Source organism: Kitasatospora sp. NPDC036934 (assembly GCF_055608425.1).
In genome coordinates, this window is record NZ_JBVJQR010000006.1 from 58,103 (window position 1) to 83,765 (window position 25,663).

Here is a 25,663-nt window from a genome sequence, read left to right on the forward strand (position 1 = left end):
CGGACGGGCCGGGGTGGGTCAGTCCTGGACGCGGGCCAGGGTGAAGCCGTCGTAGCCCTTGCTGCCGACGGTCTGCACGGACGTCGCGCTGACCCTCGGCTCGGCGGCGATCAGCTCGTGCAGGGCGCGGGTGCCCAGCACCGCCGGGTCGGTGGAGGTCGCGTCGGCAACCGCGCCGCCGCGCACCACGTTGTCGACGATGATCAGCGAACCCGGCCGGGTCAGCTGGAGCGCCCGGCGGAAGTACTCGGGGTTGCTCGGCTTGTCGGCGTCGATGAACACCAGGTCGAAGGGGAGCTCGCCCTGCTCGACCAGCGCCGCCAGCGAGTCGGCGGCCCGGCCGGTCCGCACCTCGGCGACCTTCTCCAGCCCGGCGCGGGCCAGGTTGCCGCGCGCCACGTCAGCGTGCGCGGGATCGATCTCCAGCGAGATCAGGGTGCCGTCCGCGGGGAGGGCCCGGGCCAGCCAGATGGTGCTGTAGCCGCCGAGGGTGCCGACCTCCAGGATCCGGCGCGCCCCCTGGGTCAGCGCCAGCAGGTGCAGCAGCTTGCCCTGGTTGGGGGCGACCGCGATGTTCGGCAGCCCGGCGGCGTCGGCGTCGGCCGTGGCGGCCTCCAGCACCGGGTCGTGCCCGACCAACTGGTCGGAGAAGTAGGCGTCCACCGCGTTCCAGGTCGCCTGCTGGTTCGGCTGGGTCATCGGGCCCTCCAGTGGTGCAAGATCGGCAGCTTTCGGCCGAATGCTACTCCGGGGGCCCGACGACGCCGGGGCGACTACCGGTTACGCTCCGTCACTCCGCGACGGTGGCGTTGGCGGCCGCGGCGGCCTTGGCCGCCTCCTCCGCCTCGATCTTCGCGTGGGTCTTGGCGGCCCGGCGCTTCATCACCCAGGCCGAGGTCGCGCCGATCACCACGGCCGCGGCCAGACCCGCCCAGGAGAACCGGGACAGCCACGGCTCGATGGCCTTGCCCACCTTGTAGACCAGCAGCGTGGTGCCGCCGGCCCAGACCACGCCGCCCAGCACGTTGGCGATCAGGAACTTCCAGTACGGCATCTTCAGCGCACCCGCCAGCGGACCGGCGAAGATGCGCAGCAGCGCGATGAAGCGGCCGAAGAAGACCGCCCACATGCCCCACTTCTGGAACGAGCGCTCGGCGGTGGCCAGGTGGGAGGGCCCGAAGTGCTTGGGGAACTTCCGCCCCAGCTTCTCGAAGAGCGGCTTGCCCCCCTTGCGGCCGATCGAGTAGCCGATCGAGTCGCCGATGATCGCGCCCGCGATCGCGCAGAGCGCGATCCCCCACGGGCTCACCGCCCCCTTGACGGCCATCAGGGACGCCGTGACCAGTGCGATCTCACCGGGCAGCGGGATGCCCAGGGACTCGATCCCGATGATCAGGCCGATCAGGGCGTACACCGCGGTCGGTGGGACGCTCTCGATCCAGGCGTCGATGTGCAAGGCCAGTACCTCCGTGGCAGGTCGGGGCGGGGCCGGCTCCCCGTGGAGCCGCACTCCCGTCCCGGCGGTCGTCCGATGGCGGCACCCGGGCCGCGCCCCGGGGCGCAGCCTAACGTGCCGGGCGGCCTGTCCCCCTGGCCGATCACCCGTCGTTACGACGTACGCTCCCGCGCCAATAGTTCCAGGCCGACCGGCCTTTCTTCAAGATTGGGTAAAGCGCAGGGCGACGACGGACGGCCGCTGCTTGATCCGCCGTCCGAGCGGCAGCAGCGCCCGCAGCAGGCCGCGCCCGCCCTCGGGGTAGACCTCGCGCACGTCGGTGACCGCCGGGTGCGCCTGCGCCAGTTTGCCGAACTCGTTCGCGTCCATGCCGAAGGGCATCGGGGGCGCCTGGTAGTGGCGGTCCCGCAGCGTGCCCCGGACGGCCCGGCGGGCGGCCCAGCGCGGGACGGCGTCGAGCACCATCTCACCGCCGGGGAAGCGTTCGGCGCAGGCGGCGATCAGCTCCCGGACCTCGGTCGGCCGCAGGTACATCAGCAGCCCCTCGGTGGTGATCAGCACCCCGCGGTCCGGGTCCGGGTCGACCTCGTCCGCCCAGCGCAGGTCGGTGGCGGAGCAGGCCAGGATGCGGCGCCGGTCGTCCGGGGGCAGCAGCCGCTCGCGCAGCCGGGCCGTCTCGGGCAGGTCCACCGACAGCCAGTCGGCCCGGCCGTTGTCCACCCGCCAGGCCTGGGTCTCCAGGCCGTCCCCGAGCCCGACCACCGTGGCGCGCGGGTGCCGGTCCAGGAAGTCCGCCACCTCGCGGTCGAAGCAACCCGCCCGCAGCGCCTGCAACTGGCTCACCAGCGGTGCCCGCCCGAACCGCTCGGCGAACGGGAAGTCGATCCGCTCCACCAGCTCGACCGCCACCGGGTCGTGCAGCACCGCGTCCGGCCGCCTCGCCTCCAGCGCCCGGTGCCACAGGGTCCACAGCGCCGTCTCCGGCACCTGCCCCAACTCCGGCCGTTCCCCGCCGCCGCTCATTCGCTCACTCCTTCGGACGTGCACCACGCTCGGGCATGAACCCGCCGATTCTGGCACCCGCGCCGCATCCCCTTCTCCGGCGACGCGCCGCCCGCCGCCAGTGCCGGCGTCAGTGCCGGCGTCAGTGCCGGCGTCAGTGCCGGCGTCAGTGGCGGCGTCAGTGGCGGCGTCAGTGGCGGAACACTCCAAGATCGACTCGTGATCGTTGTGCCCGGTGGTGGCCACAGCCCCGCCCGGCGCTGTCCCAGACTGGCAGCACGCGACGGCCCGGCCGGTCGCCGCGTCCGCACTCTTCAGCCGACCCAAGGACTGCCACCGTGAGCGAGCGCGTTCTCATCCCCCGCAACCGGGGGTTCCTCTTCCTCGATTCCCACCCGGCGGGCTGCGAGCGGCTGGTGGCCGACATGTGGCGGGACTGCCCGGACCCGGCCGAACTGCCGGACGGCGAAGGGCCGGTGGCCCTGATCATCGGCTCCTCGGCCGGGTACGGCCTGGCCGCGGCCGTCGCCGGGCTCAAGCGGGCCGGCATCCGCGGCGTGCTGGTCTGCTTCGAGAAGGCCCCCACCGGGCGCCGCACCGGCACGGCCGGCTGGTACCGCACCGCCGCCACCGCCGAACTCGCCCGCGCCGCCGGGCGGGACCTGGTCTTCCTCAACGGCGACGCGTTCTCCGACGCGATGAAGGACCAGGTCGCCGACCTGGTCGAGCGGCGGTTCGGCGGCCGGCTGGACCACCTGGTCTACTCGGTGGCCGCCCCCCGGCGCACCGACCCCGACACCGGCGCCACGTACGCGTCCGTCCTCAAGCCGATCGGCCGGACCAACCGCACCAGGACGCTGGTCTTCGACGACCAGGGCCGTCCCGAGGTGCGCGCGGTCGAGATCTCGCCGGCCGAGGGCGACGACATCGAGCAGACCGTGGCCGTGATGGGCGGGACGGACTGGGAGCGCTGGATCGACCACCTGGCGGGGCGAGGACTGCTCGGCGAGGGCTTCACCACCGCCGCGCTCTCGTACATCGGCTCCCCGCTGACGGCGGCGATCTACCGCCAGGGCACCATCGGCGCGGCCAAGGCCCACCTGGAGGCCACCGCCCGCACCCTGGACGAGCGGCTCGGCGAGACGCTGGGCGGGCGGGCCGTCACCTCCGTCAACGGCGCCGCCGTCACCCAGTCCTCGACCGCCGTCCCCGGCATCGCCCTGTACACCGGGCTGCTGCGCGGCGTCCTCGGCGCGGGCATGGTCCCGCCGGTGCACCAGCTCGCCGCCCTGTGGGACCAGCTCACCGGCGCCGCCCCGCTCGTCCTGGACGACGAGGGCCGGGTCCGCCTGGACGGCTGGGAACTCGCCGACGGCGTCCAGGCCGCCGTCGCCGAACGCTGGGCGGCCGCCACCACCGACACCGTGGCCGACCTCGCCGACCTCGGCTGGTTCCACGCGGAGGTCCAGCGCCTGTACGGCTTCGCCGTCCCGGGCGTCGACTACACCGCCCCGGTGGCCACCGACGTCCCCTGGCCCGGCCCCGCCTCCTGAGCCGCCCGGGCGTCAGCCGATGCTGAAGGCGCCGTCCGGCGGCGGCGGGGAGTCGGTGGCGTCCGCGTCGGTGACCGGGGCCGCCCGGCCGACCAGCGCGGCCAGTTCCTCGCCGTCGGTGAGCCGGGCCGGGAAGATGTCGCCCGCCAGCAGCCGGCTCAGCTCCGCCGCCGGCAGCGGCGCGGTGGAGCCGGCCAGCAGGATGTTGCCGTACCGGCGCCCGCGCAGCACCGGGGCCTCCGCCACCAGGCAGACGTACGGGAACACCGCCGCCACCGTGGCCGCCTGGGCCCGGGCGAAGGCCAGCGGCGGGCCGTCCGCCAGGTTGGCCGCGTAGCAGCCGCCCGGGCGCAGCGCGGCGGCGGCCAGCCGCAGGAACTCCACCGAGGTGAGGTGCGCGGGGGTGCGGGAGCCGTGGAACACGTCCGCGATCACCAGGTCCTGGGAGTCGGCCGGGGTGACGGCCAGCGCCGCCCTGGCGTCGCCCACGGTCGCGGTGATGTCCGCGCCGGGGCCCTGCCAGGGCAGTTGCCCGGCGACCAGGTCGAGCAGCGGCCCGTCCACCTCCACGACCCGCTGCCGCGAACCGGGCCGGGTCGCGGCCAGGTAGCGGGGCAGGGTGAGCGCGCCGCCGCCCAGGTGCAGCGCGTCCAGCGGACGGCCGGACGGGGCGAGGACGTCGGCCAGGTGGCCGAGTCGGCGGGTGTACTCGAACTCCAGGTGCGTCGGGTCGGCGAGGTCGACGTAGGACTGCGGGGTGCCGTCCAGGGTGAGCAGCCAGCCGCCGTCTCGGTCGATGTCCGGCATCAGCTTGGCGAAGCCGAGGTCGGTGCGCCGGCCGACCGGTACCGGCTCGTCCGGCCCCGGAAGCGGCTCGTCCGTCACGCGGGCTCCCCCACCGGGCGGACGTCCAGGTGGGCCGCGAGCCAGCGGTCCAGCTCGGCGAACACCTCGGTGCGGGCCTTCTCGCCGGACAGCACCAGGTCGTGCATCCCGCCCTCGATCCGGACCACCGTCACGTGCCGGCCCAGCCGGGGCCCCTGCGCGGCGATGTCGTCGGCGCGCAGCACCCCGTCCGCGTGGTGCAGGGCGTTGTGCCACTTGGTGGTGGAGACGGACCTGGTCGAGGCCATCAGCAGCACCGGCACGTCGATCCCCAGGCCGTGCCGCAGCCGCCGGTGCCCCTGGTGGATCGCGGCCAGCCAGCCCGCGTACAGCGGGAAGCCCTCGGCCGGCTTGAGCCTGAGGTCGAAGTCCCACTCGCCCTTGTGGTCCTTGTGCAGGCTGTGGGTGTAGTGCGGGTTGAGCGAGGAGGGCAGGATCCGGGTCGGCTTCGCCCGCCCGAGCGCCGTCACCACCGGCCCGCCGGCGGTGCGCACGGCCGCCCCGGCCGGCATCGACAGGAACGGACTGTTCAGGAACAGGCCGTCCACCAGCCCGCGCCCGGCCCGGCGCCCCGCCCACAGCGCGCCGACCAGCCCGCCGGTGGAGTGCCCGTTCAGCAGCAGCTGACGGTGGCCGTCCACCTCCCGGATGATCCGCACCGCCTCGTCGATCTCCTCGTCGTACTCGGCGAGGTCGCGGACGAAGTTCGGCGACTGGTGCGGGCGCAGCGAGCGGCCGTACTTGCGCAGGTCCAGGGCGTAGAAGGAGAACCCGAGCGCGGTGAAGTGGTCGGCCAGGTTGGTCTGGAAGAAGTAGTCGTTGTACCCGTGGACGTACAGCACCGCCCGCTCCGAGCCCGGCACCAGCCGCCGCACGAGCGTGGCGCAGACCGCCCCCTCGTCGTCGGGCCGCAGCGTCAGCTCGGCCGCCTCGTAGGGGGCACCCAGGATGTCTTCCCGAAACTCCATCTGCCGCTGCACCCGTTCCCTCTGCTCCGCCTGCCCCTGCTCGGCAGGTGTCCACCCGTTTCCGCCCCGACCATACCGGCCGGTAGGCCCGCCCCGCGCGGCGGCGGGGTTGCGCCGCCCTCCGAGGCCCGGCGACGGCCTCCGGCAGCGCCCCGCCCTCCTCGTCCGCGCGGTCGGCGGGCCCTCCTCGTCGCGGCGCCTCGCGTACCCCGCCGGGGTAGCCGTCCACGCCTCCCGACCGCCTCTCGTGCGCCTCCTGTGCGCCGGTGGTCGTGTGGAACGCTTCCCGGACAGAGACGGCGAGTTGGGGAGTTTGCATGCAGCACGGGCATATCGATCCATCCCTGTACCGTTCGGCCGCCGAGGCGATCGCGGCGCCGCCGGAGAAGCTGGCCTACGTGGCCGGGTTCGACCGGTCGGCCCGGCGGCCGGACGCCCTGCTCACCGTGGACACCGATCCGGCCTCGGCGAGCTACGGGAAGGTGCTGAACTTCGCCGAACTGCCGACACTTGGCGACGAGTTGCACCACTTCGGATGGAACGCCTGCTCCAGCGCCCTGGCACACGCCTGCCACGAGAACCCGGAGCGGCGGTTCCTGCTGCTGCCGGGGCTGCGGTCCTCCCGGCTGCACGTGATGGACACCCGGCCGGATCCGGTCCGCCCCCGGCTGGTGAAGACGGTCGAGGCCAAGGAGCTGGCGGCGAAGTCGGGCTACTCGCGGCCGCACACCCTGCACTGCGGGCCGGAGGGGGTCTTCCTGTCCTGCCTCGGCTCCGGCGACGGCGACGACGGGCCCGGCGGGGTGGCGCTGCTGGACCACACCACCTTCGAGGTGCTGCGCCCCTGGGAGACGGAGCGCGGGCCGCAGCACTTCGCGTACGACGTCTGGTGGCACCTCGGGACGGACGTCGGGGTGACCAGCGAGTGGGGCACCCCGTGGATGGTCGAGGACGGAGTGCTGCCGGAGCAGCTGCTCGCCCGCAAGTACGGACACGCGCTGCACTTCTGGGAGCTGGGCACCGGCCGGCACCTCCAGCGGGTCGACCTCGGGGACCAGTACCAGATGGTGCTGGAGCTGCGCCCCGCGCACGACCCGCAGGCGGAGTGGGGCTTCGCCGGGGCGGTGGTGAACGTGGAGAACCTCTCCTCCTCGGTCTGGCTCTGGTACCGGCAGGGGCCGGCGTTCACCGCCCGCAAGGTGATCGAGCTCCCTGCCGAACCGGCCGCCGTCGAGCGACTACCGCCCGCACTGCGGCCGTTCGGGGCCGTCCCGCCGCTGGTCACCGACATCAACCTGTCGGTGGACGACCGCTGGCTGTACGTCTCGGCCTGGGGCACCGGCGAGTTGTTCCAGTACGACGTCTCGGACCCGTTCCACCCCCGGCTGGCCTCCTCCGTCCGCCTGGGCGGGGTCGCCGCCCGGACACCGCACCCGGCCGAGCCGGGGCGGCCGCTGAGCGGGGCGCCGCAGATGGTGGAGATCAGCCGGGACGGACGGCGGCTCTACGTCACCAACTCCCTCTACGGCGCCTGGGACGACCAGTTCTACCCGGACGGCATCGAGCCCTGGCTGGTGAAGCTGGACGCCGACCCGGTGGCCGGCGGCCTGAGCATCGACGAGAGGTTCTTCCCGCACGGCGCGGATTTCCAGGGCCTGCGCGTCCACCAGACCCATCTGGCGGGCGGGGACGCCTCCTCGGACTCCTACTGCTACCGCTAGGGCCGGCCCGCGATGGCTAGCGGTGGACCACCCGGTCGAACCGCACCTGGTCCACCGGCAGCCCCAACGCCAGCAGTTGGGCACACACCGAGGCGACCATCCCGGCCGGCCCGCTGACGCAGGCCACGTGCCCGCGCCAGCCCCCGGCGCCCGCGACGACGTCGGCGAGCCGGCCGGCCGTGACCGGGGTCAGCGACAACCAGGTCTTGTGCAGGGAGAGTTCGGCGAGCGCCAGGTGCTGGTCCGCGGCGCCGTCGTAGCCTTCGCCACCGGGGCCGGGGACGGCTCCGGTGACCGGATCGGAGCCCGACGGCGTTGCGGGGGCGAGGAGTTGGCGCCGCAGTCTCATCGCATGGTGGCGGGCGATCAGACGGTCGTACTCGGCGGTGGCGGTGGCCTGGCTGCTGTTGTCCATGACCTGCCCAGTCAACCGCCGGGCCGATGGACGGGAGAAGGGTCGATGGCCCCGGGCGGCCCCGGGACCATCGACCCCCGGCGCCTGCGGCGGGGCGGCAACCAGGCAGCCCGGCAACCACGCAGCCCGGCTACCGGCTCTGCCCGGAAGCCGCCTGCCCGGCCTCCTCGGCGCCCTCCACCCGGCGCTCGGTGGCGTCCCAACTCGCCAGCAGCCGCAGGGACTCGGCGGAGGCGGAGCCCGGTTCGGCATGGTAGGCGACCAGCACCTGGTCGCTGTCCCCGGCCGGGCGGAGCGTCTCGTACTGGAGGCTGAGCGGACCGACCACCGGGTGCTGCAGCCGCTTGGTGCCGTGGCCCTTGTCCTGGATCCGGTAGGTGGCCCAGAGGCGCCGGAATTCCTCGCTCTTGACGGAGAGTTCGCCGACCAGCGAGGCGAGCCCCGGATCGTCCGGGTAGCGTCCGGCGTCCAGGCGCAGCAGGCCGACGACATCGCTGGCCTTGGTCTCCCACTCCTCGAAGAGCGCCCGGGCGGCGGGGTCGAGGAAGACGTGCCAGGCCATGTTGCGCTGCTCGGGCGGCATCACCGCGAAGTCACCGAGCAGGGCGGTGCCGAGCCGGTTCCAGCCGATGACGTCCAGCCGTCGGCCGAGCACGTACGCGGGCACGCCCTCCATGGAGTCCAGCAGCTGCTGCAGCGCGGGCCGCACCCGCTGCGGGCGGGCGCTCGCGGCGCGGCCGGGGCGGCGGCGGGCGGGTTCGGTGAGCCGGCCGAGGTGGTCGCGCTCGGCGGGGCCAAGACGCAGCACCCGGGCGATGGCGTCCAGGACGGCCGCGGAGACGTTCTCGCCGTGGCCCTGTTCGAGCCGGGTGTAGTAGGCGGTGCTGACTCCGGCGAGCTGGGCCAGCTCCTCGCGGCGCAGTCCGGGCACCCGCCGGCGGGTGGTGCCCTCCGGCAAGCCCACGTCCTCGGGCCGCAGCCGGGCACGGCGGGATCGGAGGAACTCGATGAGTTCGGTGCGCTGGTCCATTACTGCAGTATGCGGGCGGGGTGGGCGGCCCGGGGGCGGGCGAGGGTGATACTGCCGTGCGTAGGTTGGGCGGTCGTACGTCCCGTTTCCCTACGCCCGGGGCTCGTACGCTCCGCCTTCGTACGACGAGCCCGGATCTGGTTGGGCCAGCCGCCCCGCAGCAGCCTGGTGGGCATGACGAACGAGACGACGCAGAGCACCACGCAGACCACCGCCACCCGCACCGTCGCCGCCTACGCCGCCCAACGGCCCAAGGCCCCGCTGGCGAAGACCACCGTCACCACCCGGGCCGTCGGCGAGCACGACATCGTGATCGACGTCCACTACTCCGGCATCTGCCACTCCGACATCCACCAGGTCGGCGAGGACTGGGGCGACGGCATCTTCCCGATGGTCCCGGGCCACGAGATCGCGGGCGTGGTGAGCGAGGTCGGCCCGGCCGTCACCCGGTGGCGGGTCGGCGACCGGGTCGGGGTCGGCTGCTTCGTCGACTCCTGCCGCGAGTGCGACAACTGCCGGGCCGGGCTCCAGCAGTACTGCACCGGCGAGGGCGGCATGGTCTTCACCTACAACGCCACCGGCAAGGACGGCCGGCCGACCTACGGCGGCTACGCCGCGGAGCTGGTGGTCGACGAGGCGTACGCGCTGCGCATCCCGGACGCGCTGCCGCTGGACGCCGCCGCACCGCTGCTCTGCGCGGGCATCACGCTGTACTCGCCGCTGACGCACTGGGGCGCCGGCCCGGGCAAGAAGGTCGCGATCGTGGGCCTGGGCGGGCTCGGCCACATGGGCGTGCAGCTGGCCCACGCGATGGGCGCGGAGGTCACCGTGCTCAGCCAGTCGCCGCGCAAGCGCGAGGACGGCCTGCGGCTCGGCGCGGACCACTACCGGGCGACCTCCGACCCGGCGACCTTCGAGGAGCTGGCGGGCAGCTTCGACCTGATCGTCAACACGGTCTCCGCCGACCTCGATCTGACCGCCTACATCGGTCTGCTGCGCGTCGACGGCACCATGGTGCAGGTGGGCGTGCCGGAGAAGCCGGTGTCGCTGCACCCGTTCCCGCTGGCCATCGGGCGCCGCTCACTGGCCGGTTCGGCGATCGGCGGGCTGCCGGAGACCCAGGAGATGCTGGACTTCTGCGGCGAGCACGGCATCACCGCCGAGATCGAGCTGATCCGGGCCGACCAGATCAACGAGGCGTACCGGCGGGTGCTGGACGGCGACGTCCGGTTCCGGTTCGTGATCGACGCCTCGACCATCTGACGCCGACCCGCGGAACCTCCGACGGCAGGCAGGCGGAACGCCCCGCGCACCCGGTGCTCTCCCACCACCGGTTGCACGGGGCGTCGCCGGTGACTCCCGCGGACCCGCTGTCCTCGGCCCCTGCCCTCAGACTCCGGCCGTCTTGGCCCCGGCCCCGGCCCGGCGCTCGGCGCGCCGGTCCTCCCGCCGCTGCCGCCCACGGCGCAGCGGCTGGTCGGGCAGCCACCCGAAGGTCAGACAGGCGCCCACGATCCCGAGCAGCATCCCGATCAGGAAGCCGCCCAGGTTGGAGGTCACCCAGCTGCCCAGCGAGGCGAGCACGGCGAGGATGGAGTAGAACAGCCGCTGGGTCGGGTTGAACAGGATCAGCAGGCCGCACAGCACCATCACCGACGGCACCAGGTAGCCTGCCAGGCCGACCAGCGAGATGTGCAGCAGGAGGGGCAGCGGGGCCCACAGGGTGAACAGGATCTCGGCACCGCCGAGCGTCACCAGCAGCCCGCCCCAGAACGGCCGTTTGCCCCGCCAGTCGCGTTTGGCCGGTCCCGCGGGGCTCGCGGGCGCGGCGGTCGCGGCGGCTCCGTCGGGAGCGGCGGCGGGGCCGGCGACGGAGGCGGCCGCCGCGGCGGGGGCGGCGGCCGTCCCCTCGGCCGTCACCTCCTCGGTCCGCGCGGTGGCGCCCTCGCCGGTCCCGGCCTGCTCCGGTACGGACTCCGTCATGTTCAGCAGCCCTTGGAGCTGAAGCTCAGCCGCAGGTTGGGCAGTTTGAACCCGACGGCGGTGCTCGCGTAGTTGTGCTGGTTGAGGTGGGTCAGCGTGACGTGGTCGGCCTGCTGGCCGAAGACGCCCCGGCCACCCACCCCGACCGGGCCGGCCTTGGTGTAGGTGCTGGCGTCGCCGCCGATCTCGATGTTCTTGAACTCCGCGTCGCCGGACAGCAGATCGGAGTCCGTGGTGAGGTCGGAGGCGGCGACCGGGGTGCCCTGGTCGCCCGCGTGGATGACCAGGTTGACGCCGCCGAGGTCGACGCTCTGGCACAGGTTGGTGATCTCGGCGGTCTTGATCGCCGACACCGCCACCAGCACCTGACCGCCGGTGTGGCCCTGGTTGGGGCTGCCGGGGATCATGTGGTCGAGCGAGCCGAACTGGGCGAAGCCGTCGCCGTCGAGCTTGTCGGCGGTGATGGTGAACGGCATGCCGGAGATGGAGAACTGCGCGGCGAGCACGCCCTGGGCGGTGAGGGTCATCAGGATGCCCCCGACCGCGATGGCCGGTACGGCCATCAGGGCGGAACGCTTCATCCGGACCCGTCCTCTTCTGGTCCCGGTCGGCGTCTGCGGGGTTTCCGCCGCGGCGGCGGCTTCCTCGGACATGGCCATGTGTGCTCCCTGTGGATGGATTGGGTGTGCAGGCACTGGCACGTTGCCCTGGCGCGGACAGCGTTCCGCGCTCCGACCGGCCGTCCGCCCCTCGGCAGCGGGGCGGATCCGGGTCGGAGCGCGTGGAGTAACTGGGAAGCTACTGCCCGGTATTCGCCGGGTCAATACAGGTGCACGAAGGATCTTCACCAATCCTCGACCCGAGCCGCCGGGCCGCCTCGGCCGGCCCCAGGAACGGCGCGAGGCAGAACATGCTCAACACCGGTAGCAGTTCAGTCAGTTGATCACTGCACCCGGAGGAGATCCGGCGGTACACCGCACTGTAGACGCCGCCCACCACCGCGTCGGTCATGTCCTGCACCCCTACCCCGCACGGCAGTTGGGGCACCTCGGCGAAGAACGCGCGGAACCGGGTGAGGAGTTGGTCCCGCTCACGACGCCCGGCCGGGCCGACCGCCTCGATCTCGATCACCGCCATGGTCGCGAAGGACGGTGTCCCTGCGAGGAGTTGGAGCATCGCCCCGAGCGCCTTCCGGATCCCGGTGCACCAATCGGATTCGGCCGCGAAGACCGCCGCCATCCGCCGGAGCACCACGCCCGTCCCGTACCGGTACGCGGCCAGGAAGGCGTCCTCCTTGCCGCTGAACAGCTCGTAGAAGACCGGCCTGGTCACGCCCGCCGCGCGGCAGATGTCGCTCACCGTCGCGTGCCGGTAGCCGCGTTCGGCCACCGTCCGGACCAACGCGTCCAGCAGCCGCTCGCGCTGGGTCGCGGCGACCACTCCGGCGGGCAGCCGGCGCGGACCCGGCTTGATCGACCTGGCCGGATCCCGGCCGGTCCGGGCGCCTGGCAGCAGGACCACGTCGACACTCCGAAGGTGTTTGGTATCCATCACCAACTCCTGTGTCCTGTATTGACATTGACGGAACGCCGGGTTTACAACACTGCCAGGTTTCCAACCGGTCGTGCGCAGGCCAGCACCGGTGGATACCAGGGGCTCCGACGGCCCCGGGCGAGCCGCCCGGGCCACCGGACCAGGGCGGATCCGGGTCCGCGGCGGTGGCAGCCGCCCGTGCACCCGCACCACCGCACGTCCGCACGGCTCGCACCGTGCCACCGGGCACCGAACCGCACCCTCCGGCCCCGCCGGGTACCCAACTGCCGTACCGGCACCGCCGTACGGGCCCCTCGCACGATGTACCACGCACGACGTACCACGCACCACCACCATGCACCACACCGCTGCACTGTTACGCCGCAGCACCGTTACACCGCAGCACCGCAGCACGAACACCGCCGTACCGCACGAGCGGGCCCGTGGCGCCGGGCCCGCCCGCACCCACGGTCCGGCGGGGCTCCCGGTACGCCATGCACCGCCCCCGTCGTGCACGCCACCACACCGGCACACGGGGATTCCCCCACCCGTCCCTCCGGACGGAGAGAGGCGCCCTCATGCGCATCCGTCGCACCTTCGCAGCCGCATCCCTCGCCGCCGTCGCCCTCACCGGCGCCGCGGTCGCACCGGCCCAGGCCAGTGCCGCCGCCGTTCTGACCCAGGGCAGCGCGTCCGGCCCGGCCATCGCCGTCGGCGACACCCTGGTCGCCGACCTGGCCTCCGGCACCGCCGCCACCTTCACCGACGGCCCCGGCAGCACCAACGGGGTCAGCTGTGCCACCTCCTCGTTCTCCGCGACCGTGACGTCCAACCCGGCCGCCCCCGGCAGCGCGACCGAGCAGCTCAACAGCCAGTCCTTCGACTCCTGCACCTCCAGCGTCTTCGGCGTCATGAGCGTGCAGAGCGTCACCGCCACCAGCCTGCCGTACACCAACACCGTCACCTCGGGCTCCGGCACCAACGTCTCGCTCAACGGCACCAGTGCCGGCCCGGTGGGCATCACGGTGGTCCTCAACACCCTCCTGGGCACCGTGAACTGCGTCTACCAGAGCCCCAGCGGCATCACCGGTTCCACCTCGAACAGCAACAACAGCATCACCTTCTCCAACCAGGCCGCCAACCTGGTCTCCGGTCCGGGCCTGTGCTTCTCCACCGGCTACTTCAGCGCCAGCTACGGCCCGGTCACCGACACCTCGGCCGCCGGCAGCCCGGTCCTGTACGTCAACTGACGCCCCGGTCCGGCCGATCCACGCGAGCGGCGTACGGAGGGCGGCTGCCCTCCGTACGCCGCTCCACCGCGCCGGCCGATCCCCCGGGACAAGCAAGTGACCGGCCGGTAGGGTGGCGCCGCGCGGGCCCGGCGGAACGGGCCCGCGGGAGCGATCCCCGGGCCTCGGGCACGGGCACGGGCACGGGCACGGCGAACCGGAACGGGGCGGGGCAGATGGCCAGCGGCAGCAGCGGGAACGGCGACGGCACGGGATTCTTCACCTCGGTGGCGGACACCGCCGAACGGCTCGCCGCCACCGGCTACCTCGCCTCCACCGCCGTCGCCACCACCGTCTTCCTCGCCGACCGGCTCGGCAAGCCGCTGCTGGTCGAGGGCCCCGCCGGGGTCGGCAAGACCGAACTCGCCAAGGCCGTCGCCGAACTGGGCGCGGCCCGACTGGTGCGGTTGCAGTGCTACGAGGGCATCGACGAGGCCCGGGCGCTGTACGAGTGGAACCACGCCAAGCAGTTGCTGCGGATCACCGCCGGCCGCGACGAGGGCTGGGACCAGGCCCGCGGCGACATCTTCGGCGAGGAGTTCCTGCTCACCCGCCCGCTGCTCACCGCCATCCGCGGCGAGGAGCCCACCGTGCTGCTGATCGACGAGATGGACAAGGCCGACGTCGAGGTGGAGGCGCTGCTGCTGGAGGTGCTCAGCGACTTCCAGGTGACCGTCCCCGAGCTCGGCACCATCATCGCCAGCCGCCGCCCCTTCGTCCTGCTCACCTCCAACGCCACGCGGGAACTCTCCGAGGCGCTGCGCCGCCGCTGCCTCTTCCTGCACCTCGACTACCCGGACGCCGAGTTGGAGCGCCGCATCGTCCGGCTCAAGGTGCCCGGCCTGGACGACACCCTGGCCGCCTCACTGGTCCGGGTGGTCGGCGCGCTGCGCGCGATGGAACTGCGCAAGGCACCGTCCGTCGCCGAGACCATCGACTGGGCCCGTACCCTGCTGGCGCTCGGCTCGGACACCCTGACCGACGCGGTCGTCCAGGACACCCTCGGGGTGATCCTCAAGCACCAGGACGACATCCGGAAGGCCGCCCAGAAGCTCACCCTCGCGTGACCCCGGCCCCGGCGGCCACCGACACCGCCGCCCGACTCACCGGCCTGGTCCGCGCCCTGCGCGGGCACGGCCTGCGGATCGGCCCGTCCGAGACGGTGGACGCCGCCGCCGTGCTCGACGTCCTCGGCTTCACCGACCGCGAGCAGATGCGGGCCGGCCTGGCCGCCGCCCTACTGCGCTCGGACGGCCAGCGGGTCGTCTTCGATGCCGCCTTCGACCTGTTCTTCCCGCTCGGCGTCGGCACCCCCGAGGCCCTGCGAAGCTCCGCGCCGCCGCTGCCCGACGACCCCGAACCGCCGCGCTTCGGCCGCCCCGACCCACTGCGCGAACAGCTGCGCGAGCGCCTCGCCGCCGCCCTGGCCGCCGACGACCGGGCCGCCCAGGCCCGGCTGGCCGGCGAGGTGGTCGAGGCCTTCGGCCGGTACGGCACCGGCAGCACCCCCGGCTCGGACGGCTGGTCCGCCCACCAGGCGCTCGGCCGGCTCGCCCCCGAGACCCTGCTCGCCCGGATCCTCGCCGCCCTGCGGGACCAGGGCACGGACGGCCCCTCCGACCGCGACCTCGCCGACCGCGTCCTCACCGACGAGATCCGCCGCCGCATCCGGGACTTCCGCGCCCTGGTCACCGGCGAGGCCCGCCGCCGGGTCGCCGAACTGCGCGGCGCCGGACGGATCGCCGAGCGCGCCGTCGCCCCCACCGCCGACCGGGTCGACTTCCTGTACGCCGGCCGCGAGCAGCTCGCCGAACTGCGCCGCACCGTCCACCCGCTGGCCCGCAAACTCGCCACCCGGCTGGCCGCCCGCCGCCGCCGCGCCGCCCGCGGGCAGATCGACCTGCGCCGCACCCTGCGCCGTTCGCTCACCACCGGCGGGGTGCCGCTGCGCCCGGCGTACCGGCTGCGCCGCCCGGCCCGGCCCGAACTGGTGCTGCTGTGCGACGTGTCCGGCTCGGTGGCGGGCTTCGCCGACTTCACCATGCTGCTGGTCCAGGCGATGGGCGAACAGTTCAGCAAGGTGCGGGTGTTCGCCTTCGTCAACCGCACCGCCGAGGTCACCGACCTGCTGCGGCGCGGCCAGGACGACCCGGCCCGCCTCGCCGCCCGCATCCTCACCGAGGCCAAGGTGACGGGCTACCACGGCAACAGCGACTACGGCTCCGCCCTCGGCGAGTTCGCCGACCACCACCTGGACGCCGTCGGCCCCCGCACCTGCGTGCTCGTCCTCGGCGACGCCCGCAACAACCACCGCGACCCCAACACCGGAGCCCTGCGCCGGATCGCCGCCCGGGCTCGCCGGGTCTTCTGGCTCAACCCCGAACCCCCCGACCTCTGGACCACCGGCGACTCCGCCGCCCAGGCCTACGCCGACGTCGTCGACATGCACTCCTGCCGCAACGCCCGCCGCCTCGCCGAGCTGATCACCCGCCTGCTGCCGGTCTAGGGTCCGGCGGATCCTGCCGGGCGCCGGGCAGCCCGGAACCCGGGGGCGCCACAGCCGCCCCCGGGTACGACCTCCGGGGCGTCAGCGGACGCCGAGGTGGTCCGGCGCCGGGCGGGGCGCCGCGACCGGCGGGCGGTCGGTGGCCGACGGCGCCGCGACCGGGGTGGGCCGCAGGGGCCACCAGAGGGTGCGGCCGAGGAGGGCGGCCAGGGCCGGGACGGTGACCAGGGAGAGGACCAGCGCGGAGAGCAGGATGCCCAGGGTCAGCGAGAAGGCGACCTGCTCGCTGCCCGGGGTGGTGGCCAGCGTCGCGAAGGAGCCGGCCAGCACCAGGCCCGCGGTGGCGATGGCCGGAGTGGTGTGCCGGACGGCGCGGGCCACGGCGGTCCGGGCCGAGCCGGGGCGGTGCATCTCCTCCCGGATCCGGTCGGTGATCAGGATGTTGTAGTCGGTGCCGAGGGCGACCACGAACAGGAACAGCACCAGCGGGAGGGTGAAGGAGACGCCGGGCCGGTCCAGCCCGTGCTGGAACAGCAGGGTGGCGGCGCCGAGGGTGGCGGCGAACCCGAGGCCGACGGAGAGCAGCAGGGCGATCGGGGCGAGCAGGCTGCGCAGGAGCAGCAACAGGATCAGGGCGATCAGGGCGGCCGCGACCGGGAAGACCACGGTGAGGTCGCGGTCGACGGCGGTGGAGATGTCGGCGAAGACCGCCGCCGTGCCGCCGACGTGGCCGGTGGTCCCGGCCGGGGTGTGGGCGGCCACCGCGGCGCGGACCGGGCCGGAGGCCAGGTCGCGGGCGCGCTGGCTCTGCGGGTCGGCGTCGAGGTAGAGGTCGATCCGGGCGGCGCGGTGGTTGTCGGCGAGGACGGTCCGGCCGACCTGGCCGACGCCCTCGACCCCGGTCAGGACGCGGGCGAGGCCGTCGAAGCGGCCGGTGTCGAGGGTGCCGCCGTCCTGGGCGACGAGGTAGACGGTTGTCGGGTCGGAGACGCCGGCCGGCAGGGCTCGGGAGATCTCCGCGGCGGTGGCCGCGGCCGCCGTGGTGGTGTCGTCGGCCTGGCTGTAGTCCATCCGGAGCCCGACGCTGCCGGCGGCCAGCGCGCCGAGCAGGCCGACGGAGGCGAGCAGCAGTGCCAGCGGCCGGCGGGCGACGAGTTCACCGAAGCGGGCGGCGACGCCCGGGCGCGGCACCTGCCGCAGGCTGCGGGAGGGCCAGAAGATCCCGCGGCCGCAGGCGGCGAGCAGCGCGGGCATCAGGGTGAGGCTGCCCAGCAGCATGACCAGCACGGCGACGGCGATGGCCGGGCCGAGCGAGCGGAACTGGCCGAAGCTCGCGACGCCCAGGGTGGCGAAGGCGGCGACGATGGTCAGCGCGGCGGAGGTGATCGCGGTGCCGACCCGGCCGGCCACCTCGGCGGCGGCGGCCCGGGCGGGCTGCTCGGGCCGGGCGCGCAGTTGCTCGCGGAACCGGAAGAGCAGGAACAGCAGGTAGTCGACGCCGATCCCGAGCAGGACGACGGAGATCAGGCCGGGGGTGGAGGCGTCCAGCTTGAGGCCGGTGAGGGCGGCGGCCCCGGCCACCGCGCCGGCGGCGGCGCCGCCGATCACGGCGACCGCGAGCAGCGGCAGCAGGGCGGCCAGCACGCTGCGGAACACCAGCACGTTGAGCAGCACGATCAGCGCGGTGAGCAGGGCGCTGCCGAGCGTGGCGGCGCCGCGGTTGGCCTCGGTGGTGTCGGAGAGCTGGGCCAGGCCGCCGGTGAAGCCGGTGCGCATGCCGATCCCGGTGAACCGGGCGCGGGCCTCGTCCCGGAAGGCCCGGTAGACGCCCTGCACTCCCTCGTCCGAGGCGTTGCCGGTCAGTTCGACGGTGAGCAGTTCGAAGGTCCGGTCGGGTGCCACCGTGGCGGGGGCGATCCGGGGCGTCTGGGAGTGGTCGGTGACCAGGAAGGCCGGCTCGTCCTCCCGCCGGGGCATGGTGACCCGGTGTTCGGCGAGCCCGGCGGCGCCGGCCTCGATCTGCTGCTGGTCACCGGCGGTGAGCGCCTTGCCGTCGGTCCGGGCGACCAGCACGGTGACGGTGGTGGCGTCCGGCTTGACGCCGAACTCCTCCTCGGCGATCCGCAGCGCGGCGGCCGAGTCGTAGCTGCGGGGCAGGAACTCCCCGCTCTGGGACTGGGTCACCCGGGACATCAGCATCGGACTCAGGACGCTCAGCCCCATGCCCAGCACCGCCCACAGGGCGATGACCTTCCATGCGTGTCGGGTGGAGAATCCGGTCAGTGCGCGGATCACTGTTCCTCCGGTCGGTGGACGCGAACGTCGGCCTCTGCGCCGGCGGTTCCCGGCCCGGTCCAAGACCATCAGCCACGGGGGTGCCGGGGCGTCCGGGCAGCGGAGGATCCGCGCGGGGGCCCGCGCTCCCCCGCCAGGGCCGGGACCGGGACCGTGGTCCTGGTCCCTGGCCGCCCTCCTCGGCCTCGGGGACCACGTCCGGGCCGGCGGGCCGATGCCAGAATGGGGGCGTCAGCGCTGATCGGCCGGGAGGAACCAGATGAACGGGCGTCAGCGCCCCGGGGTGGACGAGGGTACCCGCAGGCCGTGGAGGGACCGGACGGCCGGTATGCCGTGGACCCGCGCGGACGCCCTGGTGGCCGTCGTTGCCTGCATCCTGGACCTGCTCGGCTACCTGCTCCTCGACCCGGTGAGCGACAGCCGCGTCCTGACCGTGCCGGGCTTCGCCCTCGTCGTGCTCTCCGCCCTGCCGCTGCTGGCCCGGCGCAGCCGCCCGGTGCCGGCGCTGGCCGTCGTCCTGGTGTTCCAGGCCGCGGCCGACCTGGCCGCCCCGGTCGGCCCGCACTTCGGCGCCGTGCTGATCGTCGCCCTGTACTCGGTCGCGGTGAGCCGCGGCGTCCCGGTCACGGTGGCCGCCATGGTGGTGACCGGGGTGACCACCACGCTGAGCCAGAGCCGCTTCGAGGTCCCGCTCTGGCAGGAGCTCCTCGCCGACCCCTTCTCCGCCGCCCTGGTGGGTTCGGCCGGCCTGGCGGTGGCCCGCTGGCGGCGCGAGGTGGCCGCCAACCGCCGGCTGCTGGCGGACCGCGCGGTGGCCGAGGAACGCCGCCGAATCGCCCGGGAGTTGCACGACATCGTGGCCCACCACATCACCACGATGCAGCTGATGGCGGGCGGCGCCCGCGCCAATCTCGGCAGTCCCGAGGTGGTCCGGGACGCCCTGGTCACCCTGGAGTCCTCGGGGCGGCTTGCGCTGCGCGAGATGCGGCAGCTGCTGAACGTGCTGCGGGCCGGGGACGAACCGGACGCCGCCCTGCCGCTGCCCCAGCCGGGGGCGGAGGAGCTGGACCGGCTGGTGGGCGAGTCCTGCCTGGCCGGGCTGCCGACCGAGTTGACCGTCGACGGGCCCCTGCGCCCGCTGCCGCCGACCCTCGGCCTGACGGTGTTCCGGATCGTCCAGGAGGGCCTCACCAACGCCCGCAAGTACGCCGGCCCCGCCCGGGCGTCCGTCCGGCTGGCGTACCACCCGGACAAGGTCACCGTCGAGGTGCGGGACGACGGCGGCGGCGCGCCTCCGCCGGAGGGCGGGCCGGGCGCGGGCCGGGCCGGGTACGGCCTGCTCGGCATGCGCGAGCGGGTCGCCCTGCACGGCGGCACCCTGGAGGCCGGCCCGCGGCCCGGCGGCGGCTTCGCCGTGACGGCCGAACTGCCGCTGACCACCGCCGAGGCGGCTGAGGCTGCCGTCCAGCACGGGCAGGCGGTCCGATGACCGGCCCGACCGACGCCACCCCCGCCACCGACACCCCCGGCGCCCACGCGATCAGGGTGCTCATCGTGGACGACCAGCCGCTGGTCCGCCGCGGCCTGTCCCTGATCCTCTCCCCCGACCCGTCCCTCGCGGTGGTCGGCGAGGCCGGGGACGGCGAGCAGGCCGTCGCCGCCGCCCTGCGGCTGCGCCCGGACGTCGTGGTGATGGACATCCGGATGCCCGTCCTGGACGGCGTCGGCGCGACGGCGGAGCTGGCCCGTCTCCTGCCCGGCTGCCGGGTGCTGGCGCTCAGCACCTTCGACATGGACGAGTACGTGGTGGCCGCGCTGCGCGCCGGTGCCCACGGGTTCCTTCCCAAGGACGTCTCCCCGGAGGAGCTGGGCTCGGCGATCCGTACCGTGCACGCCGGGGAGGCGGTGGTCGCCCCACGGCTGCTGACCCGGCTGATCTCGGCCTACGTCCGGGCGCCCGTCGCCGCCGACCCGCGGTCACCCTCCGCGGGCACCGGCACCGGCACCGGCACCGGCGAACTCACGCCCCGGGAGGTCGAGGTGTGGCGGCTGATCGCCACCGGTCTCGACAACGCGGCGATCTCACTGGCCCTGGAGATCAGCCAGTCCACCGTGAAGAACTACATCACCAGCATCTTCGGCAAGCTCGACGTCCGGGACCGCGCCCAGGCGGTGATCGCCGCCTACGAGTCCGGCCTGGTCACCGCCCGTACGAGCGGGTGACCGGGCCGGTTCCCGAGGCGGGTCAGCTCTCCAGGCTCTTGAGGAAGTCCAGCAGCGCCCCGGTCACCTCGGCCGGTCGCTCCTGCTGGGTCCAGTGCCCGGTGTCCGGCAGCCGGAGGTGCCGGTGGAGCTTGGGCAGCCGGTCGAGCAGGTGGGCCAGGGCCTCCGGCGGCACCATCGCGTTGACCAGGTCCTGCTCGCCGGCGATGTACAGGGCCGGCACCTCGACCGTCACCCCGGTGAAGGCGGCCAGCAGTTCGGCGTTGCGGTCCATGTTGCGGTACCAGTTGAGCCCACCGGTGAAGGCCCGCCCGCCGTGCGGGGTGTAGTCGGCCGCGAAGGCGTCGAGGTCCGCCTCGGTGAGCCAGTCCGGCAGCCGCTCGGGCTCCGGGACGGTCTCCAGCAGCGTCTTGCCCTCGGGGACGATCCACGGGCGCGGCTTGCCGTCGGGCTGGGTGCCGCACAGGATGCGGCGCAGGCTGGACTTGACGTCGGCGGCCAGTTCGGCGTCTGCGCGGCCGGGCTCCTGGAAGTAGTTGACGTAGAAGCCCTCGCCGAAGTTCTCCCGGAAGCCCTGCAGCGGCGGCGGCCCGCCCAACGGCAGCGGCGGCACGCTCAGCCCGGCGACCCCGCGGACCAGGTCCGGCCGCAGCGTGGCGGTGGCCCAGGCGACCGGCGCGCCCCAGTCGTGGCCGACCACCACGGCGCGTTCCTCGCCGAGCGCGCCGATCAGCGCGGTGACGTCGCCGACCAGGTGCAGCAGGGTGTAGGCGTCCACCGCGTCCGGCTGCGCGCTGCGGGCGTACCCGCGCTGGTCGACGGCGACCGCCCGGTACCCGGCCTCGGCGAGCGGCGCGAACTGGTGCCGCCAGGAGTACCAGCTCTCCGGGAAGCCGTGCAGCAGCAGGACCAGCGGCCCCTCGCCCTGTTCCGCGAGGTGCAGCCGGACGCCGTTCACCTCGACGTGACTGTGCTTGATGGCCTCGTTCAACTCCTGCTCCCGATCCGGTCCGTGGGGCCCCGACGGCCCCTGCGACCCTCCTGCCCGATCAACGGTCTTGCAACCCCGGCGAGTTCCACCGGCGAGTTCGACCGGCGAGCCACCGCGGCGCGACGCGGCCGAGGCCGCCCCGGAACTCCGGGACGGCCTCGGCCTCAGGCGTACGCGCTGAACTGGTTGAGCGTCAGTTCACCGTGTAGCTGTAGGGGATCGCCGCGAGCACCGAACCGGTGGTGCCGAGGCTGTTGTTGGCGGTCGGCACGAAGGTCGGGCCGGACACCAGGTAGAGCACACCCTTGACCGTGCTGCCCTTCGGGCCGGTCGGGGTGACGGTCACCTGCAGCGAGCCGGTGGCGCCGGGGGCGACGGTCACCGGGGCGGCGGCCGCGGCCTTGGCGTCGACCGCGGAGGCGTACGGGTCACCGGTGCTGGAGGTCAGCGCCGGGTCGAACGCCAGGGTGTGCGCGCTGGCGGTGATGGTGGAGGTGCCCTTCGGCGCACCACCGGTGCCGAACGGACCGATCTGCTGGACGAAGGAGCTCCAGCCGCCCGGGACGATCGGCTGCTCGGCGGTGCCCTTGGAGGTGACGACCGAGATGGTCGAGCCGTCCTGGGCCTTCTTCAGGTCACCGAAGAGGTCCGGCGAGGCGGTGGTGGCGCTCAGCTCGATCTGCGCCGGCGTCGAGGACGCCGCCACGGCCTTGAGCTGGTCGGTGCCCGGGGGCACCAGGAAGCTCGGCACCGAGGAGGTGAGGCTCAGCGGCAGGTTGACGCTGGCCGAGGCACCCTGCGGCACCAGCGGCAGGTCGACACGCTTGTCGAGGCGGCCGTCGGCCGCGATCGACTGGGTGGCGGCCGTGTTGTTGGTGTAGTTCACGTTGACGGTGACCGGCTTGCCGGCCGCCAGCTTGGTCTTCGCGTCGTTCGGCAGACCGGCCGCGGTGGCCTGGTCCTGGTTGAACGCGATGGTGCCGGCGAAGTCCTGCGCGAGCTCCTGGCCGCTGACCGGGCCGAGCACGTTCAGGACGAAGCGCCAGTGGCCCTCGGCCGGGTTGACCGTGGTGGCCGAGACGCCGTTGGCGGAGCCCGTCACGTTGCCCTGGGCGTCGAACAGCGCGTTGCCCTCGATGTCGATCGGGGTGCCGTTCGGGCTGATCAGGGCGCCCTGCATGAACAGGTTCGCGTCCTTGGCGACGGTGACGCCGACCCGCAGGTCCTTCTGGCCCTTCGGGACGTCGAAGCCGTAGGCGAACATCTGCGTCGGCGAGGAGCCGCGGCCGTTGCCACCGGTGATGGTGCCGGTGAAGGTGCCCTTGCCGTCCTTGACCGGGACGAGGCTGCGCAGCACGACCGGAACGCTGGTGGTGTTGCCGTTCGAGCTGGAGACCACGACGGCCTCGCTGCTGTCACCGCTGGTCGCCGGGGTGGTGAGCTGGACCTTGAGGGTCTTGGTCTCACCCGGCTGCAGGTCGGTGGTGTTCGGGCTCACCGCGCCGGCCGGAACCGCGCGCTGGGTGGAGGTGCCGAGCTGGACGTCACCGGTGTAACCGGCCTTGCCCGCCGGGGTGTAGAGGACCGCGGTCCACTCGCCGGCCGTCGGGTGCGGGACGTCGACCAGGCCGTAGTTGGCCGGGGTGGCGCCGCCCTGCGGACGGGTGTTGGTCTCGAAGCGGCCCGACGGGTCGAGCAGCGTCATGCGGACCACGGGGCCGTTGGTCACCGGGTTCGGGCCGCCGTGCCAGGCGATCGACGCCGCGAGGCGGTCGGCACCGGCCGGAACGGTGAACTTGACCTGCTTCTGAACCCAGGTGGCACCGTTGGTGGCGTACTTGAAGGTGTCGGTCGCGGACGAGTCCAGCTTGACGGTCTGCTGGTTGTTCGCCTGCGGCACGAAGCTGCGGGTGGTGGCGCTGACCGACTGGGGCTCGTCACTGGTGTTGGTGACGGAGACGTCGGTGGTGTGGGTCGAGCCGGGGGCACCCTGGATGCTCACCTGGCCGGTGTTCACCACGACGGTGCGGGCACCGTCGGTGCCGTCGCCGTCGTCGTAGCCGCGGGCGGCCTCGACGGCGGCCCGGACGTTCAGCAGACCGGCGCCCTGCTCCTCGGCGGGGACGCCGAGGTCGGTGGCGGTGCCGGTGATGAACTTCTTCACCAGCGCCGGGGACGGCGAGTCGCCGCCGTGGGTGTCGCGGTAGGCCTGGATGACCAGGGCCGCGGCGCCGGTGACGAACGGGGCGGCCTGGCTGGTGCCACCGAACGACTGGATGTTCGTGGGCTTGCCGTTGAAGTTGGTGCAGTCCGCGAACTTGGAGGTGTCGGCGGTGCACAGCGCCCAGTCCGACTCGCCCGGCGCGACCAGGTCGAGGGTCCGGCCGGCCTGGGTGAAGCCACCCGAGGAGAGCGCGGAGATCCGGCTGTCGTTCCAGGTCCCGTTGGAGAACTTGGAGGCCGCGTAACCGGTCTGCTGGTAGTTCTGGTTGTCCGTCGACGCGCCGACCGAGATCACGTACGGGTCGGTGGCCGGGGTGCCGATGGTGCCGCTGAGGCCCGCGTCACCGGTGGAGACGGAGACGGTGACACCGGCCTTGACGGCCTGCTCGTTGAAGAGCGCGATGGTGTCGTGGGCGCCGCTGTCCGGGGTGACGTTGCCGCCGAAGGACTCGTTCAGCACGTCCACGTGGGCGACCCGCACCGCGTAGTCGATGGACTGCAGGATCGACGAGTTGGACATCATCTCGCCGCCGGCCTTCAGGGCGACCAGGTCGGCGTCCGGGGCGAGGCCGCGGATCTGGATGTTGCAGCCGGCCGGCAGCGGGTGCGAGGCGTTGACCCACTGCGAGACGTCGTAGGTCTGACGGCCCTGGGCGATGACCGCCGAGGCGTCGCCGAAGGCCTCGGCGCCACCGCTCGGCGTGTTCCAGCCCTCACCCGAGAAGTCCTGGTAGTCGACCACGGCGTGCGAACCGTCGGCCCGGATGAAGTCCGGGTTGTTCGGGTCGAGCGCGTCCGCGATGTAGGCGACCTTGACACCCTTGCCGGTGGCCAGGTTCTCGACGCCGGGCTTGCCGTTGCCGCTGTAGGCGTGGACCGAGTAGAGGCCCTCGGGCTCCAGCAGCGGCTTGGACGGGTCGGAGGGGCAGACCGTGTTGGTCGCGTTCTCCTGAGCCTGACCGTTGCTGCCCGTAACGGCCTTCGAGGCGTCGGCGGACTTGCCGGACGTCGAAGCCGCGGCGTCCGCCTTCTTCGCGGTGGTGCCGGCGACCGGGGCTACCTGCACCTGGGTGTCCGCGACCACGGCGGCGACCGCCGGGTCGGCCTGCAGCGCCGCGCGCTCGGCCGGGCTGACCGTGGCGGAGAAGGCGTTGCCGACCACGAAGCTCTTGACGTCGGTGCCGCCGCTGGCCTTGACCTTGTCCAGCAGCGGCTTCTGCGCGCTGGCGGTCTTCTGCTGACGGGCGCCCAGGTGACCGTGGTCGGCCGGGGCGTCCGCTATCTGGTCCTTCAGGATCACGATCACCGGTGCCGGCGACCCGTCCGAGGACGCCGCCTGGGCGTTCTGCGGATCCTGGGTCGGGGCTGCGCTCGCGATGGTCCCGAGGCTCAGGACCATGGACGCGGCGGTGACGGTGACGGCGGCTGCTAGCTGGGTCTTGCGCCAGCCGATCAATGGACATCCTTTCGTCTGATGCGACGTCAGGTTGCACGGCCGAGCGTACCGGGATCCTGATGGGACGCTTGGTTGCTCCGGACCGCGCGTCCCGACAGCGGACGCATTCCAGCGCATCCGCCACGACCACGACA

At 73.6% G+C, this 25,663-nt stretch carries 21 protein-coding genes; 8 read left to right on the top strand and 13 right to left on the bottom strand.

Features of this window, described 5'->3' with window-relative positions:
- Positions 1-18: 18 nt before the first annotated feature.
- From ACZ7BZ_RS10905 to ACZ7BZ_RS10915, 3 genes are all read right to left on the bottom strand, one after another.
- Entirely contained in the window at positions 19-699 is a 681-nt protein-coding gene (locus tag ACZ7BZ_RS10905) for an O-methyltransferase (RefSeq protein WP_470358083.1), read from the bottom strand.
- A 91-nt stretch (positions 700-790) separates the two neighbouring features.
- On the bottom strand, positions 791-1,456 hold the full coding sequence (locus tag ACZ7BZ_RS10910) for a DedA family protein (protein WP_465740087.1): 666 nt from the start codon (positions 1,454-1,456) through the stop codon (positions 791-793).
- A gap of 201 nt (positions 1,457-1,657) precedes the next feature.
- Complete coding sequence (locus ACZ7BZ_RS10915; RefSeq protein ID WP_470358084.1) at positions 1,658-2,479, bottom strand: class I SAM-dependent methyltransferase; 822 nt, start codon at positions 2,477-2,479, stop codon at positions 1,658-1,660.
- A 317-nt stretch (positions 2,480-2,796) separates the two neighbouring features.
- On the opposite strand from ACZ7BZ_RS10915, the gene fabV reads away from it, so the two are divergent.
- Positions 2,797-4,011 (top strand): enoyl-[acyl-carrier-protein] reductase FabV, encoded by a 1,215-nt coding sequence (fabV, locus tag ACZ7BZ_RS10920; protein WP_470358085.1) that lies wholly within the window; start codon positions 2,797-2,799, stop codon positions 4,009-4,011.
- A gap of 12 nt (positions 4,012-4,023) precedes the next feature.
- Here the strand turns inward: fabV and ACZ7BZ_RS10925 are convergent, their stop codons facing one another.
- Both ACZ7BZ_RS10925 and ACZ7BZ_RS10930 read right to left on the bottom strand, forming a co-directional pair.
- Positions 4,024-4,818, bottom strand: a complete 795-nt coding sequence (locus tag ACZ7BZ_RS10925) for a spermidine synthase (RefSeq protein ID WP_470358269.1) — start codon at positions 4,816-4,818, stop codon at positions 4,024-4,026.
- 74 nt (positions 4,819-4,892) lie between these two features.
- The gene (locus ACZ7BZ_RS10930) at positions 4,893-5,864 is read right to left on the bottom strand and encodes an alpha/beta hydrolase (protein ID WP_470358086.1); all 972 of its coding nucleotides are present in this window, start codon (positions 5,862-5,864) and stop codon (positions 4,893-4,895) included.
- Between the two features lie 317 nt (positions 5,865-6,181).
- On the opposite strand from ACZ7BZ_RS10930, the gene ACZ7BZ_RS10935 reads away from it, so the two are divergent.
- On the top strand, positions 6,182-7,585 hold the full coding sequence (locus ACZ7BZ_RS10935) for a selenium-binding protein SBP56-related protein (RefSeq protein WP_470358087.1): 1,404 nt from the start codon (positions 6,182-6,184) through the stop codon (positions 7,583-7,585).
- Between the two features lie 16 nt (positions 7,586-7,601).
- Here ACZ7BZ_RS10935 and ACZ7BZ_RS10940 read toward each other — a convergent pair whose 3' ends face one another.
- Both ACZ7BZ_RS10940 and ACZ7BZ_RS10945 read right to left on the bottom strand, forming a co-directional pair.
- Positions 7,602-8,000, bottom strand: coding sequence for a hypothetical protein (locus ACZ7BZ_RS10940; protein ID WP_470358088.1), 399 nt, complete (start codon positions 7,998-8,000; stop codon positions 7,602-7,604).
- A 130-nt stretch (positions 8,001-8,130) separates the two neighbouring features.
- Positions 8,131-9,030: a helix-turn-helix domain-containing protein gene (locus ACZ7BZ_RS10945; RefSeq protein WP_470358089.1), complete on the bottom strand. Its 900-nt coding sequence runs from the start codon at positions 9,028-9,030 to the stop codon at positions 8,131-8,133.
- A gap of 174 nt (positions 9,031-9,204) precedes the next feature.
- Here ACZ7BZ_RS10945 and ACZ7BZ_RS10950 point away from each other — a divergent pair, with 174 nt between their 5' ends.
- Complete coding sequence (locus tag ACZ7BZ_RS10950; RefSeq protein WP_470358090.1) at positions 9,205-10,293, top strand: NAD(P)-dependent alcohol dehydrogenase; 1,089 nt, start codon at positions 9,205-9,207, stop codon at positions 10,291-10,293.
- Positions 10,294-10,419: 126 nt separating this feature from the next.
- Here the strand turns inward: ACZ7BZ_RS10950 and ACZ7BZ_RS10955 are convergent, their stop codons facing one another.
- The 3 genes from ACZ7BZ_RS10955 to ACZ7BZ_RS10965 all read right to left on the bottom strand — a co-directional run bounded on the left by ACZ7BZ_RS10955 (position 10,420) and on the right by ACZ7BZ_RS10965 (position 12,564).
- Positions 10,420-10,950 carry a DUF6114 domain-containing protein gene (locus tag ACZ7BZ_RS10955; RefSeq protein WP_470358270.1) on the bottom strand — a complete coding sequence of 177 codons (531 nt, stop codon included), beginning with the start codon at positions 10,948-10,950 and terminating at the stop codon, positions 10,420-10,422.
- 65 nt (positions 10,951-11,015) lie between these two features.
- A complete protein-coding gene (locus ACZ7BZ_RS10960) occupies positions 11,016-11,672 on the bottom strand; it encodes a DUF6230 family protein (protein WP_380455105.1) in 657 nt (218 codons plus the stop codon).
- A 139-nt stretch (positions 11,673-11,811) separates the two neighbouring features.
- Positions 11,812-12,564: a TetR/AcrR family transcriptional regulator gene (locus ACZ7BZ_RS10965; protein ID WP_470358091.1), complete on the bottom strand. Its 753-nt coding sequence runs from the start codon at positions 12,562-12,564 to the stop codon at positions 11,812-11,814.
- Between the two features lie 560 nt (positions 12,565-13,124).
- On the opposite strand from ACZ7BZ_RS10965, the gene ACZ7BZ_RS10970 reads away from it, so the two are divergent.
- The 3 genes from ACZ7BZ_RS10970 to ACZ7BZ_RS10980 all read left to right on the top strand — a co-directional run bounded on the left by ACZ7BZ_RS10970 (position 13,125) and on the right by ACZ7BZ_RS10980 (position 16,341).
- The gene (locus ACZ7BZ_RS10970) at positions 13,125-13,796 is read left to right on the top strand and encodes a Tat pathway signal sequence domain protein (RefSeq protein WP_470358092.1); all 672 of its coding nucleotides are present in this window, start codon (positions 13,125-13,127) and stop codon (positions 13,794-13,796) included.
- A gap of 215 nt (positions 13,797-14,011) precedes the next feature.
- Entirely contained in the window at positions 14,012-14,902 is an 891-nt protein-coding gene (locus ACZ7BZ_RS10975) for an AAA family ATPase (protein WP_470358093.1), read from the top strand.
- Positions 14,899-16,341, top strand: a complete 1,443-nt coding sequence (locus ACZ7BZ_RS10980) for a VWA domain-containing protein (RefSeq protein ID WP_470358094.1) — start codon at positions 14,899-14,901, stop codon at positions 16,339-16,341. The genes ACZ7BZ_RS10975 and ACZ7BZ_RS10980 overlap by 4 nt, the downstream gene beginning before the upstream one ends.
- 81 nt (positions 16,342-16,422) lie before the next feature.
- Here ACZ7BZ_RS10980 and ACZ7BZ_RS10985 read toward each other — a convergent pair whose 3' ends face one another.
- Positions 16,423-18,636: an MMPL family transporter gene (locus ACZ7BZ_RS10985; protein WP_470358095.1), complete on the bottom strand. Its 2,214-nt coding sequence runs from the start codon at positions 18,634-18,636 to the stop codon at positions 16,423-16,425.
- A gap of 328 nt (positions 18,637-18,964) precedes the next feature.
- On the opposite strand from ACZ7BZ_RS10985, the gene ACZ7BZ_RS10990 reads away from it, so the two are divergent.
- Both ACZ7BZ_RS10990 and ACZ7BZ_RS10995 read left to right on the top strand, forming a co-directional pair.
- A complete protein-coding gene (locus ACZ7BZ_RS10990) occupies positions 18,965-20,125 on the top strand; it encodes a sensor histidine kinase (RefSeq protein ID WP_470358096.1) in 1,161 nt (386 codons plus the stop codon).
- A complete protein-coding gene (locus tag ACZ7BZ_RS10995; RefSeq protein ID WP_470358097.1) occupies positions 20,122-20,859 on the top strand; it encodes a response regulator in 738 nt (245 codons plus the stop codon). The genes ACZ7BZ_RS10990 and ACZ7BZ_RS10995 overlap by 4 nt, the downstream gene beginning before the upstream one ends.
- A 22-nt stretch (positions 20,860-20,881) precedes the next feature.
- On the opposite strand, the gene ACZ7BZ_RS11000 is transcribed toward ACZ7BZ_RS10995, so the two are convergent.
- Positions 20,882-21,850: an alpha/beta fold hydrolase gene (locus ACZ7BZ_RS11000; RefSeq protein ID WP_470358098.1), complete on the bottom strand. Its 969-nt coding sequence runs from the start codon at positions 21,848-21,850 to the stop codon at positions 20,882-20,884.
- Positions 21,851-22,043: 193 nt separating this feature from the next.
- Complete coding sequence (locus ACZ7BZ_RS11005) at positions 22,044-25,529, bottom strand: S8 family serine peptidase (RefSeq protein WP_380455089.1); 3,486 nt, start codon at positions 25,527-25,529, stop codon at positions 22,044-22,046.
- Positions 25,530-25,663 lie beyond the last annotated feature (134 nt).

Bases quoted from the DNA above. Each gene is read 5' to 3' on its own strand.
- ACZ7BZ_RS10945 (WP_470358089.1), bottom strand. From the start codon at position 9,030: ATGGACCAGCGCACCGAACTCATCGAGTTCCTCCGATCCCGCCGTGCC.
- ACZ7BZ_RS10970 (WP_470358092.1), top strand. From the start codon at position 13,125: ATGCGCATCCGTCGCACCTTCGCAGCCGCATCCCTCGCCGCCGTCGCC.
- ACZ7BZ_RS10930 (WP_470358086.1), bottom strand. From the start codon at position 5,864: ATGGAGTTTCGGGAAGACATCCTGGGTGCCCCCTACGAGGCGGCCGAG.
- ACZ7BZ_RS10925 (WP_470358269.1), bottom strand. From the start codon at position 4,818: ATGCCGGACATCGACCGAGACGGCGGCTGGCTGCTCACCCTGGACGGC.
- ACZ7BZ_RS10950 (WP_470358090.1), top strand. From the start codon at position 9,205: ATGACGAACGAGACGACGCAGAGCACCACGCAGACCACCGCCACCCGC.
- ACZ7BZ_RS10905 (WP_470358083.1), bottom strand. From the start codon at position 699: ATGACCCAGCCGAACCAGCAGGCGACCTGGAACGCGGTGGACGCCTAC.
- ACZ7BZ_RS10975 (WP_470358093.1), top strand. From the start codon at position 14,012: ATGGCCAGCGGCAGCAGCGGGAACGGCGACGGCACGGGATTCTTCACC.
- ACZ7BZ_RS10960 (WP_380455105.1), bottom strand. From the start codon at position 11,672: ATGGCCATGTCCGAGGAAGCCGCCGCCGCGGCGGAAACCCCGCAGACG.
- ACZ7BZ_RS10915 (WP_470358084.1), bottom strand. From the start codon at position 2,479: ATGAGCGGCGGCGGGGAACGGCCGGAGTTGGGGCAGGTGCCGGAGACG.
- ACZ7BZ_RS10940 (WP_470358088.1), bottom strand. From the start codon at position 8,000: ATGGACAACAGCAGCCAGGCCACCGCCACCGCCGAGTACGACCGTCTG.
- ACZ7BZ_RS10990 (WP_470358096.1), top strand. From the start codon at position 18,965: ATGCCGTGGACCCGCGCGGACGCCCTGGTGGCCGTCGTTGCCTGCATC.
- ACZ7BZ_RS10995 (WP_470358097.1), top strand. From the start codon at position 20,122: ATGACCGGCCCGACCGACGCCACCCCCGCCACCGACACCCCCGGCGCC.
- ACZ7BZ_RS10935 (WP_470358087.1), top strand. From the start codon at position 6,182: ATGCAGCACGGGCATATCGATCCATCCCTGTACCGTTCGGCCGCCGAG.
- ACZ7BZ_RS10965 (WP_470358091.1), bottom strand. From the start codon at position 12,564: ATGGATACCAAACACCTTCGGAGTGTCGACGTGGTCCTGCTGCCAGGC.